Below are 16,839 nucleotides of genomic sequence, written 5' to 3' on the forward strand. Positions count from 1 at the left end.
TTTCCGATCCTTTTTTTCTTTTTTAAGTGGTGTTCATCATTTTTCTTTTTAGGGTTAGCAATTTTTTTTTCAGTTTATCATATTATCAGGCTGCCTATCTCTTTTATTTCGGAGTCACTAGGTAAGTGCCATCCGGTTGTTTCTGAAAGCGAATGGGAGTAATCAAATCAATCGTCTCAAAAATATTCTCCAAAGACTGATCAATGTCAAAACGTCCTGAGAATATTTCCGCTTTCAATTCCTCGCCTTCAATACGAATCTCCGTGTGGTAACGTTTGCTCAACATAAACATCACATTGTCCATTTTTTGGGATTCGATATTCATATATTTATCTTTCCAGGTAGTGTAGAGTTGAAGATCGACATGACGTACTTCAATGCCGGACTGCTGCATGACGCGTCCCATCTCGCCCGGCCTTAAAATCACTCCGTCTTCTGTCTTGTTACGCTCATTCAGTTTCACGGAACCGGATTCCAGTACAACTTCCGCCGTGCTTTCCGTTTTGGATACCCTGACGTCAAAACGGGTGCCAAGTACCATTACTTCTACAATGTCCGTAACTACCTGAAAGGTTCTTCCATTATCTTTTTTCACATCAAAGAATGCTTCGCCTTCCAAATATACTTCGCGGTTGCGTCCCGAAAGTTCATCCGGATATTTCAAGCTCGAACCGCCACCTAGCCAAACTTTGGAATTGTCAGGAAGCGTAAACAACAAGGCTTCTTTTCCCTGGTTCATCACAATCAACATATCCGGTTTTCCCCAAAGCTGATACCCCAGAAGTCCACCCAGCACAAACAAAACGGCAATACTGGCGGCAACGGCATAACGACGAATGATTAGTTTCAGTCGAGGTTTCCTGTCTGTCTTCATGCCTGTTTCTATCTTACTCCAGGTACGATTCATTGCTTCTTCTGTCTGATGGGTATCCATGTTCACCTGCGAGCCTTCCACCAACCGGGAAGCACGCTGCAAAGAGGAGTCCTCTTTCAGCATCTGATCCAGTGACTCTTCTTCTTCTTTACTCAAAGAATGATCTGTTCTTTTAGCAAGCAAGTCCCATATTTTACTGTCTTCTTTCATCGTTCTACAAATATTATTAAGCGCTTCTATAAATAAAGACAGAAATAAAATTCAAAATACGTAGTTGAATTCAAATAAAAAGTTACTTTTGCAAATAAATATTGTTAATAGACGCTTCTACATTTCTATCATTTTATTATAAACACCTTATAATCAAACTCTTGAATATGTCACACAAAGAAGATGACATTAGTTGTCTATTACGTCAAATCAGCGAGGGTAATTCTTCTTGCTTTGAAAAAATGTATAAGCGGTACTTCAAGAAGTGCTATTCCATTGCATTATATTTCGTCCAATCTACTTCGTTTGCCGAAGATGTGTTGTCTGAGGTATTTCTCACTTTGTGGGATAAACGTCAGAATCTGAAAGATGTGAAGGATTGGGATTCTTATTTATTTATCACAGTCAAGAACCATGCTCTTTCATTTTTGGAGAAACACCGTCAGGACAATCTAAGCTCCATCAACCAAATCGTAATAGAAATACCAGGAAATGATCTCACCCCGGAAGAGAAACTGCTGAAAAAAGATATGGAGGAGAATATGCAGCAGGCTATCCAGCAACTCCCCGAAAAAACAAGAATCGTTTATTGCATGGCGAAAGAGGAGCTTATGAGTTATAAACAAATCAGCGAAGCACTGGACATATCCGAAAGAACTGTCAATACACATATGACCAATGCTATTCGCAAATTAACAGCAAGCCTGCAAAAGTATTTTAAGTAAGCTAAATCGTCCGGGATAATATTTGTTCTATTTCAGCCAAATCATCCGGTGTGAAATCCAAATGTTCCAATGCTTTGAGATTGTCAGCCAACTGATTCACGGAACTTGCCCCCACTATCACCGATGTCATCCTTTTATCTCTCAGCACCCATGCCAATGCCATTTCTGCTAATGTCTGTCCACGAAGACGGGCTATTTCATTTAACTGCCGGGCAGCTTCTATCTTTTCGGGAGTCACTTGCGAACGCTGAAGGAAACCGGAAGAGCGTGCGGCCCGCGAGCCTTCAGGGATACCGTTCAAATATTTGTCAGTCAGCAAGCCTTGCGCCAAAGGGGAAAAGGCGATAAAGCCGGAACCGAATTTAGCAGCCAAAGGAAGGGTTTCGGCTTCCACTGCACGGTCGAACATGCTGTAACGGTATTGGCTGATAAGACAGGGTACACCTGCTTTTGCCATCATTTCGTAGGCAATGCGCGCTTGTTCGGGGGGATACTTGGATATTCCGATATAGAGGGCTTTACCCTGTTTTACTATATCAATCAATGTTTGAATCGTTTCTTCTACCGGGGTTACTCCGTCATAACGATGGCTATAAAAAATATCGAAATACTCCAATCCTGTGCGACGGAGACTTTGGTTGATACTTGCCATCAGATTTTTGCGGGAACTACCGTCACCATAAGGCCCCGCCCACATTTCATGTCCGGCTTTGGAAGAGATAATCATTTCATCCCGATAACCTTGGAAATTGTCTTTCAAAATCCGCCCGAAATTGGTTTCAGCACTTCCGGAAACAGGGCCGTAGTTGTTTGCCAAATCGAAATGAGTAATGCCATGGTCAAAAGCATATTTAATCATGTCGGTTGCCACATTGAAATTGTCCACACTACCGAAGTTGTGCCACAATCCTAAAGAAATAAGAGGTAACTGCAAGCCGCTCTTGCCGCAATATTTATACTGCATACGGTCATAACGGTCGGTTGCCGGCTGATAAGTGAATGAATTTTCCATAAATCAGAATGTTTATATTTTCCTTCCACAAAGAAAGGAAAATATATTTTAATAATACTTTTGAACCAGCCTAAATTTTATGGCAGCATTATTTAAATAAAGTTTCCATAACAACCCTGACAGTCTCTTTACTTGAGACAATTAAACAAAAATATAAAACCGTTCTACCCCTTACAAAAAACAATAGCCGGTAGTCCACGTTACCTAAAAAAAAGAAAAATATGATAACTATCAAGGTTAAATTCAGAGAATCAACAATTAAGAAAAAGAAAGGAACAATCTATTATCTGTTGACAAGGAATAAAGAATACAGAGAAATAACAACTCCGTATAAGATTCATTCACACGAGTGGGATGACAAGCGTTCGCTAATTGCGATATCAAATGCCGAATATCAGCGCAGATATGAACTGCAACTCATTGAAAACTCCATCATCCGGGATATTCGACACCTTCAGCACATTTTGGCAAGTGAAAACAACATTGATACCATCATCAAACTTTTCAAAAAGATTCAAGGTGAAAGCATCTTATCCGTATTCAGCGAGAGTGTCACAAATGATTTGTATGCCAAGAACCAACCCCGAACTGCAAAATCATATATAGCTTCAGTAAAAAGTTTCCTCCGATTTAGAAACGGAGTTGACATTTCTTTCGAAGAACTGACCCCTAAACTTATTTCAGACTACGAAAGATATCTGAAAAAACAGCAGGTATGTAATAATACTATTTCATTCTATATGCGAAACCTAAGAGCCATTTATAATAGAGCTGTCGAGGAAAGCTATACAGAACAAAAGCATCCATTTAAAAAAGTATTCGTAGGTAATGACAAAACCGTCAAACGGGCAATAGATGAAGATGTCATATCAAGATTTAAAACATTGGACTTATCGTCAAAACCACGATTGGCATTTTCACGCGATATGTTTATGTTCAGTTTTTATGCACGAGGAATGGCCTTTATTGATCTGGCGTACCTAACCCAAGAGAATATCCAAGGAGAATATATTATTTACCGACGCCATAAGACCGGACAAGAACTTAGCATTAAACTGGAAATATGCTTAAAAGCTATTATTGATAGATACTCTCATTACAGTAACGGAACTTTCTTATTTCCTGTTTTATCAGAAAGCGCACAGAATTATGATAGTGCCTTGAGACTTCATAACATTCATTTAAAGAAAATCTCCGGTTTCATGGGACTTTCCAAACCTCTGACTTCATATGTGGCGCGCCATAGTTGGGCTACACTAGCCAAGAAAAAAGGTATATCTACACAAATCATCAGTGAAAGTATGGGACATAATAGCGAAAAGACAACTCGAATATATCTCTCATCTCTCGACAGGTCCGTAATTGATGATGCTAATGCCAAACTAATTTCTGATATATAGGAATGTATGCAGGACTACAAGATGGAATTACAGTCTATGCATAATCAATTGATTTACACATTATTGTTCACTGTATTTCTTTCTCTTCAAAAGAGACGGAACAAAATATTTATTTGCAAAATAAACAATTTAAATATTTACTCGCAAGTATTTCTCAAACAATATTCAAGCTATATTCAAAATAACATCCACACTATAATCCTCAAACGACCACAAATATATTTACCCGTATTTCATAAATAAAAGAAATTTTCCGCCAGCCAAGCATACAATTATATCACTGATTATAATACAATTACATACATAATATAAGTTTTGTTCCGTCTCTTTTGAAGAGAAAGAACAGGTAGATATTACATTTTTTTCAATTAACGAAACAAACAGACAAATAGTACAAGCTTAAAAAACACATACAAAAATAATCAACAAGTAAATATAATGAAAATAAAAAGTATTTTCACCATCCTCATCCTAACCCTTCTCGTTTCATACTCGAGAGCACAGGATATAGCTATAAAAACAAATTTACTTTACGGAGGTTATACTTATACCCCGAACCTTAGTATTGAAGTAGGTTTGGGTAAAAGAAGCACACTCGATTTAGGCGGGGGCTATAATCCCTGGAATCTTGACGGAACGGCTGAAAACAACAAAAAACTAGTCCACTGGCTAGGCGAGATAGAATACCGTTACTGGTTATGCCAACGCTTCTCCGGACACTTTCTCGGAGTGCACGTTCTCGGTAGCCAATATAATATTGCACAACAGGATTTGCCACTCATATTCGGTAAAGGTTCTAAAGAATACCGCTTCGAAGGCTACGGCTACGGAGGGGGAATTTCATACGGTTACAACCTCTTTCTAGGCATACGATGGAGCATTGAAGCCAATATAGGAATCGGATATGCACGCCTGCACTATGACAAGTACAAATGCCAAAAGTGCGGCGAAAAAACCGGGACAGAAAGCAAAAATTATTTCGGTCCTACGAAAGCAGGAATATCACTGATATATTATATTAAATAGACAAACAAACATGAAAAGACAATATATGCTATTCGTCATAGTGTTGCTGTTCTGTATGGACACATCAGCACAACAAAAAGAGTATTCCGGCAAAATGCATGTCACCATGTTATCCCTGCAACAGGAAGGAGATTCGGTGTACGTAAAACTCACTTTCGACATTTCCGGAGTTAACGTAGATTCACGCCGTTCAATCAGTCTGGTTCCTGCTCTGGTAGCGGCAAGCGACAGGTTGTACCTGCCCGAAGTAGTCGTAAAGGGGCGTGAAAACTATAATGTGTACCGACGGGAAACCGCTCTAATGAGCAGCCGGGAAAAAGCGGCGTATGCCGCAGAAGCTCCGTATGCAGTCGTCCCCGGATTCAAATCCGGAAACTCGAGAACAATCGCATACAGCGTAGCCGTGAAGTACAGTTCATGGATGGCGGACGCAAAGCTGGATATGTATGAAGACCTTTGCGGCTGCGGCAATCCTGCGCGGAGAATGGGTATCACCATGCTTGCCAACCGGATAACGTTAGAGAAAATAATAGAGCCGTACGAAATAACTCCCAGCATGGCATACGTCCAACCTGTCGCCGAACCGGTAAAGAGACGCGAAATCACCGGCGAGGCTTTTCTGGATTTCGTTGTAAACAAGACCGACATCCGCCCCGATTACATGAATAATCCGCAGGAACTGAAGAAAGTCACCGGCCTCGTTGCCGGGATAAAAGACGATCCGGACGTCACAGTCCGTACGATTAACGTAATCGGCTACGCTTCACCGGAAGGCTTGCTGTCCAACAACCAACGGTTGTCCGAAAGCCGGGCCAAAGCACTGACCGATTATTTGGCTTCACGGTTCGATTATCCGCGGAGTTTATACAAAGTCGCTTTCGGGGGTGAGAACTGGGACGGACTCAAAGAATGCGTAGAGGCATCCCAAATGCCGTATCGCAAAGAAGTATTGGAAGTCATCGGGTCTTTTCCGGCCGAATGCGGCTATGCTGCCCAGGTAAGGCGCAAAAAAACATTGATGAACCTGAAAGGCGGCGAGCCATACAGATACATCATCCGGGAGTTCTGCCCCTTACTTCGCAAAGCGATCTGCAAGATTGACTTTGACGTCAGAAATTTCAGCATCGAACAGGCTAAAGAGGTGTTCAAAAGCCGCCCGCAGAACCTGAGCCTGAATGAAATGTTCCTCCTAGCCAACACCTGCGAGAAAGGTTCACAAGAATTTATCGACCTGTTCGAGACTGCCGTAAGGCTATATCCCAATGACGTTACCGCCAATTTGAACGCGGCAGCCGCCGCGTTGTCGCGCAGAGATACAGTCTACGCAAAACGATATTTGAGCAGAATAGAAGAATCGATCGATATTCCTGAATACCACAACACAATGGGAGTACTGGAGATACTTTGCGGCAATTATGACAAAGCGGCATCACACCTGAACAAAGCAGCAGAATCAGGATTGCCGGAAGCCAAACAAAATCTGGAAGAAATGGCAAAGAAGCAGGAAAATGCCATCCTTATCGGGCAACAGCAGTCAAAAAAACAATAAAGATGAGCAACAAAGACAAATAACAGAGATAAATAACAGAATTTATAAACACTAAAAAAAACAGGAAAGCATAACAAAAAACAACCTTGTACAGGTAAGCATTCACCTATAGTTTGATTAGGGACCAAACTATTAAACGGGCAAAACAAAAGCAAATGCTAACGCAATTATTAAACATTTTATTTATAGAAACAATGAAGAAAATTATTTTCATGGCTTTATTGGCCACCACTATTTTCGCTTGTTCCAATGAGGACAACGAAGTGACCCAAGAAACGACAAACCTGAAATCACTCGATTTTTCTTTTGATGTCGCTTCTCCTAAAACGAGAATGAGTGATGACAAGGTGACCGAAGCAATAACAGCGGTCAGAAACAACATTCAAAGCATTACCATCGAGTACTTCAACGCATCCAGTGCTTCGCTCGGCACGTATGACTTTACACCCGAGCAGGTAGCTACGGCAAAAGGTGACGACCAGGATGCCGCTGCTGCAGGCCGTAGCGCTGTTCGCATTAGCAGCATTCCCAGCGCAACGACTAAAGTGAACGTTTATATGAACGTCGATAAGAGTGCTGCCGACATTAATGACTTGCAGATAGGATACACGAAGATGGAATATTGTGGTACACCTGAAGATATCACATTGAAGACAGCAGGTGGTGAAAGAACAGACGGCAGTACGAACGACCTTTACTGTGTCGAAGTTTCCGTAGCGCCTGTATTATCACGTTTCGAGTTTCATGGCAAAGCAACAGACATTAAGGTGAATAGTTCAGCAAGCGGTACACTACCAACCGGAGTTGAAAACGGAACAAAAGACCAGACTAAAGCCCATGTAAGCGATGCCACAATTGCAGCGGCAGAGAAAGCCGCTCAAGAAGCGTGGAGAAAAGCGAATCCGGGCTCTCCCGATCCGACATGGAGCTACACATACACCGTCTCCTATGCATACGATGACGCATACACGATTACAGGTATTAACGGATATTATATGAATAATATTCCTCTCACCAAAGGTGGAAATCTAGTCCTAAATGCCAACAACGGTACAGGTGACTGGAACAGTGACGCTCAGGATAAATATAAAGCAGGTGGCGATATGGAAAAGATGTTCGATACCACTGTAGATGCAGATAAAGTTATCGCATACAATTTATTTCCTCAAACAGCAACAAACGGTACGTCCGCCAGCACCACCGATGTAAAAACAAGTATGCCGCACTTCGTCCTGAAACTTGCCACTAGCGCAAGCGGTACAGCCTCCACCCGATGGCTGACAATCCGTGCATTGAAAGCTGCGGATGCACTGGTTACCTCTTTCGACGCCGGCAAAGTATATGTACTGAATGCCGCCGATATTAATATCAATCAATATTCCGCCAAGCTGAAAGTTACCGCCAACGGTACAGTAGGTCCTGAAATACCGGAACCCGTAGACCCGACAGATCCGAATCCGGAACCGGTAGGCAAAGACCTTGACGTTCTTGTCAAGATCACCGAGTGGACCATTGTCAACGTGAAACCCGAGTGGTAATCATCACCACTACCGGACGTTAAGTGACGAATTAAAAAAGGGGGGACGTGGCTGATTACCACTTCCCTTCACAAAGCCGTTTCCCTTCCCCCGGAAAGAATGACGGCAACGGGTGATAACCGCACCTTGTAACGGTTAGTATGAGATTCATTTTTTGATGCAGAATTATGAGAAAAATCTTTTTCGTAGGGTTGATTGCCATACTGACAGGTTGTAGCCAGGAGAGCCGCGTTTCTTCGCCGGAAGGCTCCGGCATCGAGCTACAAATTAATTTATCATTAGGCAGCGTCTCCACCAGAGCCGTAGATGACCCTATCACCGGCAACGATGGAGAGGGATATGTATTGCCTTTCACAGAGATAAAAACGCTGAAAGTCGATTTATATAAATCTCTTGAAGCCGCTCCTATATTCACCTATACAGCCACCGATGCGGAGATTGCAGGCATCAGGAATACCGCCACCGGAGAGTTGGCAAGACTCTCCATACCCAAGATTCCGGTAACAACCCAATACGTGAAAGTGACGATAAACCGGTTTAAAGAGGAGAATCCGCTTATCAACCAGTTACAGGTAAGCAGTCAGGACGGCCCGCCCGCCCCTACCATGAACCGGACAGAGATTCCTTACGAAGGAGTTACCAAAGAAATAATCGTCATCCCCGAGGAATCGGACCCTTTCTCTGTCAAGGTGAAAGCCACCGTGGAAGTGTCTCCCGTATTGAGCCGGTTTGAAATCATACCGGGGGAAATCGTGGTCACCAACCCCGCAACCACAAACGACACATTCGACTGGACGGACGGAACCGCAGGCAGAGACAAAATCAAGAACTTCACCGAAGCCAATATCGCCACAGCCGAAGCAGGAGCTCGGGAGAATTTCAAGAAGAAATACGGAACAGACGCTACCGCTGCCGCCATCTATTCCTATCGTGTCCGGCTCATCCGGTCGCCCTTCCCCGACGGCTTCGATATCAACAGCACGCCAACCGGATTCTATTTTTATATGAATTATTTCAAGCCGAGCCTCAACGCCAGCACTATCATAAAGAACACTAACGACGGCATTTCCGAATGGAATACCGCCGCAGGCGCCGCCGAATACAAGAAAGAAGGGCAGCAGTCGAATATGTATGACACCAGAACATCAGACAATACAAAAGTGAACGCTTTCCATCTTTTTCCCCAGTCCGTAGCGGCAGGCGCCACCTTGCAGGAAATCAAAAACGGAATGCCCCATCTTATCATGGGCTTCAGTACCGACAAGGTAAAACGCTGGCTGACTATCAGGGCATTCACCGATAAAAGCAACCATGAGACAATCACCACATTCAAGCCGGGATATTGCTATTCCCTCGACCTCGACGATGTCGTTATCACCCCGTGGTCATTAGGGCTGGAAGTCCGCATTACCGACGGCGACAAAGCTACGGAATCTGATCCCATCATCAAAGATTTCGACCAGACATCCCACGTGCCCGAACCCGAAGGCGCAGATCTAGCACTCGGACTTCGTGTCTCCAAGTGGAGAGACAAAGACTTGGAAGTAGAACTTTAACCGGAGAAAATAAAAGAAAGAATGAATAGAACATATTTCATAGGAATACTCCTGATTACTGCATCTCTTTTTGCAGGATGCACCAAAGAGAACACGGAAGATTGCTTTTCGGGACTCAGACTCGATTTCTACTTCACCCATCATACCGGCAACGGCAATCTCTTCAGCGAAAAGGTGCGGCGGATTCACGTGTACCTGTTTGACACGGACGGCATACTTCAACTCCACGCGACAGACAACGGAGACAAACTGAAATATAGTTACCTGCAAAACGGACAGATACAGACAGTGTCAAAACCGAACCCGTGGGGAAAGCTCTCTGACGAGTATGTGATGAACCTGGATAAAGTGCCGCCGGGAAAATACAGGATTATATCATGGGCGGATAACGGGCAGAAAGACAACACTACTTATTTTCATGGAGAAATGAAAAATCCGGAAAGCCATAATTTAAGGAAAGACGTCACGCCGGGAGCGACAATGGCGGACGACTTTTATATGTTCTTAAAATGCCGGACGGCATCCGGACTGCCCGAAGAACTTGTTCCGGAAGCAGAGGAGATAAATGACCTGTGGTATGGCGCGGCAGGCTCCCGCCATCCCCAAAGCGATATATATACCTATGAAACCGTGGAAGTTAAAAACAGCGTGGTCACTACACGCCGCATCGAACTGATCCGCAACACCAACCTACTGAAAGTCACTTTAAGCGGAATGGAGCATCTCACGCCGGAAGTCCGGGACACGCCCGCCGCGAACCGGGATACGGACTTCAAACTGTGGGCGGTTGCCACCGACGAGAGGTATAAGTCCGACAACACATTTGACGGGTATGCCCGCTCCGTCCGCTACTCTCCATTCAAGACATCGATGGACGCGAACACGCTCTCTGCCGACATCAAGGTATTGCGGCTGATAATGGACCGTCCGGTGCTTTTATATATCGAGACACCCGGCGGACGCAGGATTCCGGAACAGCCGATTGACATCGTCAGTATGCTGCTTAAGGCACGCAACCCCGACACGGGAGCGTATATCTACCAATCGCAGAGTGATTTCGACCGGATATACGAACATCCGGTCGAAGTACGTATCGGCGCTAGCCTGGACATCAGAATCTTTATCGGAAAATGGGAAATTGTGAACGTGAAACCTGCTGAATAGGATATGAAGATGAGAATAAGAAATAGAATACTGACATTGGCTGCGGCCGCACTCCTGTCGGCCTGCGCTAAAGAGTCTGCTGTCATGAACCTGCCTGAAGCGGAGAAAGTGACCGTACAGATAAAGACCAGAGCTTTTGCCAGCAATGTGGTGGAAGGAGTGACCATAGAGAAAGTGCGTTTCATGCTCTTTCAGAATGAGACATTATTGAATAATTATACCACTTCCAACGGGACGCTGAACGTTGACGACAACGGGCTGTTCAATCTTGCTGTCAGCCCGGGAGTATATTCTTTCGCCGCCATCATCAACGAGACGCCCGAACTGACGGAGAAACTGAATGTCGTGACGAAGCGTACGGATATCGACGGCGCCGGATTCGACTGGCAAAACAGCGCGCTGACCTCCGGCAATATGTCGTTGGCCAATCTGGGAGAGATAAAGATTCAACCGGGAACGACGTCCGGACAAGGAGTGGCGCAACTGCGCCCCGTATACAACTCGGAAGGCGGCAGATACAAAGGTGATTTCACGACAGCATCCACAACCGCAACCATCGATATGCCCCGCGTGATGTCGCAAGTATCCGTGTTTTTACGACAGGACAATGCGGTGACGGAAGAAATAAAAATCAGCAACGTGCAGGTTAGCAATATACCACGCAACAGTTATCTGGTAGACCGGCTGGATGCCGACAATACCAAACAGAATCTCTTCAATGGTCCCGAAATGACCATTTCCGCATCCGGAGGAGACAAAGAGTACAACGGCAAACTGTATCACACCTTTCCAACCGCCATTATTGCGGAAAAATCGTTCTATGAGAATGGAACGGACGACGAAACAAAAGCTACTGACCCGGATAATGCCGCTTATTTGTTTATCAACGCAACTTATGGGGGCGTACCCACTACGTACAAGATACTGCTCCGTGAAGGAGATGCAAATTTCAGACTTCTTCGTAATACCAATTATAATGTGTATGCGACCATTAAGCAGATAGGCAGCAAAGGCATCTATGTGGTGATTGAACCTGTCAAGCTGTACAACATCACGGTAAACTGGAAGCCGGTGGAAGGACTGGTTATCGTGAGCGACCGGGAGGCGGACTTCAACAAGAATGTCAATGTGTGGAGTGACTACACGGCCTATTCCGGCATACTCAAAGTATATAAGGATGATGCCTACCACGATGCCCTGTTCAAATACGGCAGCCTGATAGCTACCGGAAATGATGCTACGGCTACTACAGAGCAGGGGTTCACTGCCCCGACGGCTGTTGAAACGACCAATGATGTAATCTGGTATCCCGGAAATTTCGATGTGACGGGTATCGGTAACTGGGATGATGTCCCTTATATCACGGATGCGAGCAATATCCCGTCAGGGAATACGCCCGAACTGGTAGCACAGGGTAAGGGAGATCCCTGCCGTCTGGCAGCATTATCCCCTCATCAGATAGGTGTGGAAGGGAAGCTAGACAACCAACAGTGGCACATGGCCAATCCTACTGAATATACCATATTGATGAAGGCAGCAAACGGAACAGGAAGTGAAAATGATAATGGATACCGTTCTTTTCATGAACTGCTGATACCCAACGTCAAGTACCGCAATGAAAGCGGAGTGCTGGTTTCCTCCCATAATTACAAGGGAAACTATTGGAGTACGGAAAGCAACAAGACATTCTCCTTCGACAGCCGGAATCCGACAGCAGCAGCGCTCGGCGCAGCCGCTCCCGGACAAGGATATACCGTTCGTTGCGTAAGAAACAACATTCCTGCAGCCCGTATAACAATCAACCCGCCTACGTCCGTAAACTATAAGGGAGCAGCCATCAACGGACTGCCTTTCTATGTGGACAGTAACGTGCCATACTGGAAAATGGAACTTATCAAGAGCGGAGACCACGCAGGAACTTCCATGAATTTCGATGACTTCTCCTTCGCACCTTTAGCCACAGGAGTTACGCACGAAATCGAAGGTTCTTATACCCAGACTCCCAAAGCGTACATCGCACGCAGGGAATCAAGGACCGAAGACCGCACCTTTGGAGTGAAGTTCACTTCCATGCACTTCACCGGTGAAGAGACTACTTATTATTTCACGATAACACAGAGCAGATATAGCATCAAAGGAATACCAAGTATTAATGGTCTGGGAACCGATAATAGAATAAAAGGAGAGGGAGGCAAGTATACCATACATATCGAACTTACTCCTGACGACGTAGCCATGCCCACAGGAGCTCAACTTAAAGTCCGGTATACTTATCTCAGCGCTCCCCGCGGTGAAGAAAGCACAGTTGCAACCATTACAGATGGAAACCAACATGGATATGACGTGGAACTGAATATACTCGCTAATGATACGCCGGATGTTATCGGACTTTCTTTTGTTGTATATATGAAAGAGAAAGACGAATCTGGGTATCGCGATATATCATCAAGCTCTTATAGTTATTACCAAAACACGAAGTGACCATGAAAAATAAAACTACAAATATACTGATAGTGCTGACAATAATGGCTCTGACCTCATGCGTCAGAGAAGAACTGTTGTCATCTTCCGGCAATGGAGAAGAAGGCGAACGCGTAAAAGTAGCGCTTAGCTTTAAGATACCCCCGGCTTCTATCCCGCAGCAGCTACAATCGAGGAGCGAATCCGCCGGCAAAGGCTTTTCCATTGAATTCTTCAAAGAGACATCTCCGGCCAAAACACGTTCGGGAGAGGTGACGGAACTGTACAATCTATGGTTGTTTCAGTTTCATAGCGACGGCTCCATACATGGCTCGCCCCAGCAGGTTTCCGACGAGGTGACGATGGTAAACGACATGGCTCTGCTGAATGTCACGCTACGCGTGGGCACTGACCAGACGCTTTACCTGGTAGCTTTAGGCAAAAAAGTAACCGTAGCGGCCAACCTGGCGGAAATACGAAACATCAACGAACTTGAAAACCTGCAACTGGATTATGTTGACAACAGAAACGGGCTCTACTATTCGCGGATAACCAATGAGAGCGAAATTCCATACGCCGGAGCCGCAAAAGGCGTCAGCGTAAGAAAAACCGGAGATAGCGACAACGGTGAAATTGTCTACGGCACACCGGATGGTTTCTCCGGTGGTATAGAAGTTAAACGGCTGGTATCCCGCATCACACTGAAACATAAATTCGATGTCACGGAAAACACGCTCGAAGGTATGAGGTTACTCAAAGTACCCACCAAATTATGTATCAACCCAGCATCGGCAGATAAAGACGTAATAGACAATATCCCAATGGCAGACCTGGAAAGCGACAATGCTTTCGAAGACGCAGACAAGGACACGGACGGCTTCTTCACATCGCAATGGTATGTTGCGCAGAACAAACAAGGAACCGTAACAGATATAGCATCCGAAAGGGACAGATACCGGAAAGTGACCGACGGAACGGGAAAAGCACCCGAAGCCGGTACAAATATCGAAGCGTGGTCATACGCCAAAAGCAGTCGAAGTCTTTATACAGTCCACCAGATATATGTTGGAAATAACAACACGGACAATTTTGATGTGGAGATAAACAGCTATTATGATCTCCGGACAATCATTAATTCTGTTGATCTTAATGATGGACGTATCCGTTCATACACGGCCGAACAGAAGGTTTATCTTTCAGCAATATCACGCAAAATTTCCGGTGACGATAAAACGACAACAATAGATGGAGCATCTGGTGTTTATTTTGACGCTCATTATGGATGGCGGCCGGTTATCATCTATGCACAAGGGCGTAAAGTAACTGTCGGCATTTACAAAGATGCAACATGCACACAATTAGTTAACATAGGTTCTCCAACAGAGAACTGGCTGCAACTTTCATCCTACCCCAATTATACGGAAGTGGTGCGCAATGGTAGCGCAAAGACACTCACCAATCAGATAGAAACCAATATTTTCGTGCCAACACGATTCAAACTATACCTATATGCGGACGAGTATATCACCGATGAAAATGGGATGATTGTAACCCCCGAATTCGATAGAAACAAGATTTATAAGGCTGTTACAAACTACACCCCTTCCGATTTCGTATATGAGCGAACTCTCTACGTAAAAGTGACTACCGAAGATATTACCGCCGAAGGAATTTCCAAAAAACGTGAAGGAATATATACCATTAAGCAAAAAAGAGGACATTATGCCGGTCTGTTTGGCGGTGAAATAAAAGATGGGCAATACACAGAGGGGCTCATCATCGATGCATTTAATGAAAACAATAACAGAATTGACGATCAAATAACACCAGCAGACTACATATACTCCGGATATTATAATGTCCTGACCAATTATACATGGAATCAGAATCAGGATGCCGAAACAAACTACCGCAGTTTTATGAACGGTAAACAAGCAACATTCAATTTAGCAACAAATCCCGATAACTACGTTGTTAATTACAACAAGGAGAGTATCATTCCAACTATGCGAAAAATCAATGGTAATATAGACTTATATCAATATAATTACTATAACAGCTTCCATGCAAGATTCTGTCATGACTTAAATAGAGATAAAAACGGAAACGGTGTGATAGATTATCTCCCGAACGATCCTGATAATAATGAACTGGAATGGTATTTACCATCCACATATCAAGCATTAGGGATACTAGCCTCCGCCGGAACTATTATTTATGACGCCCCGAATGCATTAGCATCGGAACTTGATATTACCAGTGCTCCCGGCTGGTCGATAGAAGTGGCAGGATGGACTTCCGCCAACACAAGTAAAGACAGTTGGAAACGGGTTCGCTGTGTCAGAGACATACCTGTTCCTCCAGAAAGAAAAGCAGGAACCAAAGTAACCACATATATAGACAATGGAGACACCTATGCCATGATAGATTTATCCACTCTGCCTTACGGAATCATAGATAGAACGACTGCCGAAGGGAAATCCGAACTATATGAGGAATTGGATCTATATAGTTATTCTACAAAAGGTACAGAATACGACCCGACCAATCCTCAAGCAGATACTTCCCAACCATTAGGTAAAAAAGTTTCTCGCGTGAGAAAAAATTATCCGATACTCTACAATAGTACCGTTACCCCCGAAATTTTAGTTTCTTCTTTTTCATCATCCAGATTTATTGTATCGCCTACGGACGTGTACAATGACGGTGATACGCAAAATAATCTTGCCAGTGATATACTCAAAGATACCGAAGGGAATCCGAGAGCAAACAGCATCACTATGACTTGGGCGGAAGCAAACGGTAGACTCAATACTGCCAATAGCCAAAATTGGGATATCCCATCACAAGCCACGAATACCGGATGCTACGCCTATAGAGGAAAGAGTGGAAAAGACGAACCGGGAAGCTGGCGTGTGCCGAATAGTCGGGAACTATCCATGATTTTAATATTCGTTCATGAATTAGAAAAAGACTTTTCTGAAACAGGATTTGAGGCATTAAACAAAAATAAGGCAAAAAGTTATTCCTATGGATATTGGAGTTCCACACAAGCATCTAAAAAAAGTTGGGATTCAACAGAAGCAACAAGTGGTGCTATTGATGCCAATTATGGTCTTACGATATATAATAGATCCAAGGCATCTTATAATAGTTATAATCGGTTACGCTGTATCAAGGACATCCCGTAGATTTAGCAAAATTAAACTTACCAATCAGATTATTGGAAACTTCATTTCCGAATTTTAACCAACAATTTGTTCCTCACCGAGAAACTGTAGTTTCCTCGGTGTGGAAACACTTGTTTCTCGGTGAGAAACGAGTT

At 44.1% G+C, this 16,839-nt stretch carries 11 protein-coding genes; 9 read left to right on the plus strand and 2 right to left on the minus strand.

The genetic code is table 11. The features are described from left to right. Positions 1-103 precede the first annotated feature (103 nt). The gene (locus BacF7301_RS01980) at positions 104-1,084 is read right to left on the minus strand and encodes a FecR family protein (protein ID WP_167959750.1); all 981 of its coding nucleotides are present in this window, start codon (positions 1,082-1,084) and stop codon (positions 104-106) included. A gap of 167 nt (positions 1,085-1,251) precedes the next feature. On the opposite strand from BacF7301_RS01980, the gene BacF7301_RS01985 reads away from it, so the two are divergent. Then, positions 1,252-1,809: an RNA polymerase sigma-70 factor gene (locus BacF7301_RS01985; protein WP_167959753.1), complete on the plus strand. Its 558-nt coding sequence runs from the start codon at positions 1,252-1,254 to the stop codon at positions 1,807-1,809. Between the two features lies 1 nt (position 1,810). Here the strand turns inward: BacF7301_RS01985 and BacF7301_RS01990 are convergent, their stop codons facing one another. Continuing rightward, entirely contained in the window at positions 1,811-2,821 is a 1,011-nt protein-coding gene (locus BacF7301_RS01990; protein ID WP_167959754.1) for an aldo/keto reductase, read from the minus strand. Between the two features lie 221 nt (positions 2,822-3,042). Between BacF7301_RS01990 and BacF7301_RS01995 the strand changes: the two genes are divergently transcribed. From BacF7301_RS01995 to BacF7301_RS02030, 8 genes are all read left to right on the plus strand, one after another. Further along, entirely contained in the window at positions 3,043-4,221 is a 1,179-nt protein-coding gene (locus tag BacF7301_RS01995) for a tyrosine-type recombinase/integrase (protein ID WP_167959756.1), read from the plus strand. 438 nt (positions 4,222-4,659) lie between these two features. Further along, positions 4,660-5,247, plus strand: coding sequence for a DUF3575 domain-containing protein (locus BacF7301_RS02000; protein ID WP_167959758.1), 588 nt, complete (start codon positions 4,660-4,662; stop codon positions 5,245-5,247). Positions 5,248-5,257: 10 nt separating this feature from the next. Beyond that, the gene (locus tag BacF7301_RS02005; RefSeq protein ID WP_167959760.1) at positions 5,258-6,796 is read left to right on the plus strand and encodes a DUF3868 domain-containing protein; all 1,539 of its coding nucleotides are present in this window, start codon (positions 5,258-5,260) and stop codon (positions 6,794-6,796) included. Positions 6,797-6,990: 194 nt separating this feature from the next. Continuing rightward, the gene (locus BacF7301_RS02010; RefSeq protein WP_167959762.1) at positions 6,991-8,334 is read left to right on the plus strand and encodes a hypothetical protein; all 1,344 of its coding nucleotides are present in this window, start codon (positions 6,991-6,993) and stop codon (positions 8,332-8,334) included. A 167-nt stretch (positions 8,335-8,501) separates the two neighbouring features. Continuing rightward, positions 8,502-9,890: a hypothetical protein gene (locus BacF7301_RS02015; protein WP_167959764.1), complete on the plus strand. Its 1,389-nt coding sequence runs from the start codon at positions 8,502-8,504 to the stop codon at positions 9,888-9,890. Between the two features lie 21 nt (positions 9,891-9,911). Further along, positions 9,912-11,054, plus strand: coding sequence for a FimB/Mfa2 family fimbrial subunit (locus BacF7301_RS02020; protein ID WP_167959766.1), 1,143 nt, complete (start codon positions 9,912-9,914; stop codon positions 11,052-11,054). A 9-nt stretch (positions 11,055-11,063) separates the two neighbouring features. Further along, complete coding sequence (locus BacF7301_RS02025) at positions 11,064-13,535, plus strand: DUF4906 domain-containing protein (RefSeq protein ID WP_245208312.1); 2,472 nt, start codon at positions 11,064-11,066, stop codon at positions 13,533-13,535. A 2-nt stretch (positions 13,536-13,537) separates the two neighbouring features. Beyond that, positions 13,538-16,705 carry a DUF4906 domain-containing protein gene (locus BacF7301_RS02030; protein ID WP_167959770.1) on the plus strand — a complete coding sequence of 1,056 codons (3,168 nt, stop codon included), beginning with the start codon at positions 13,538-13,540 and terminating at the stop codon, positions 16,703-16,705. Positions 16,706-16,839: the final 134 nt, after the last annotated feature.

Source organism: Bacteroides faecium (assembly GCF_012113595.1).
Lineage (GTDB): Bacteria > Bacteroidota > Bacteroidia > Bacteroidales > Bacteroidaceae > Bacteroides > Bacteroides faecium.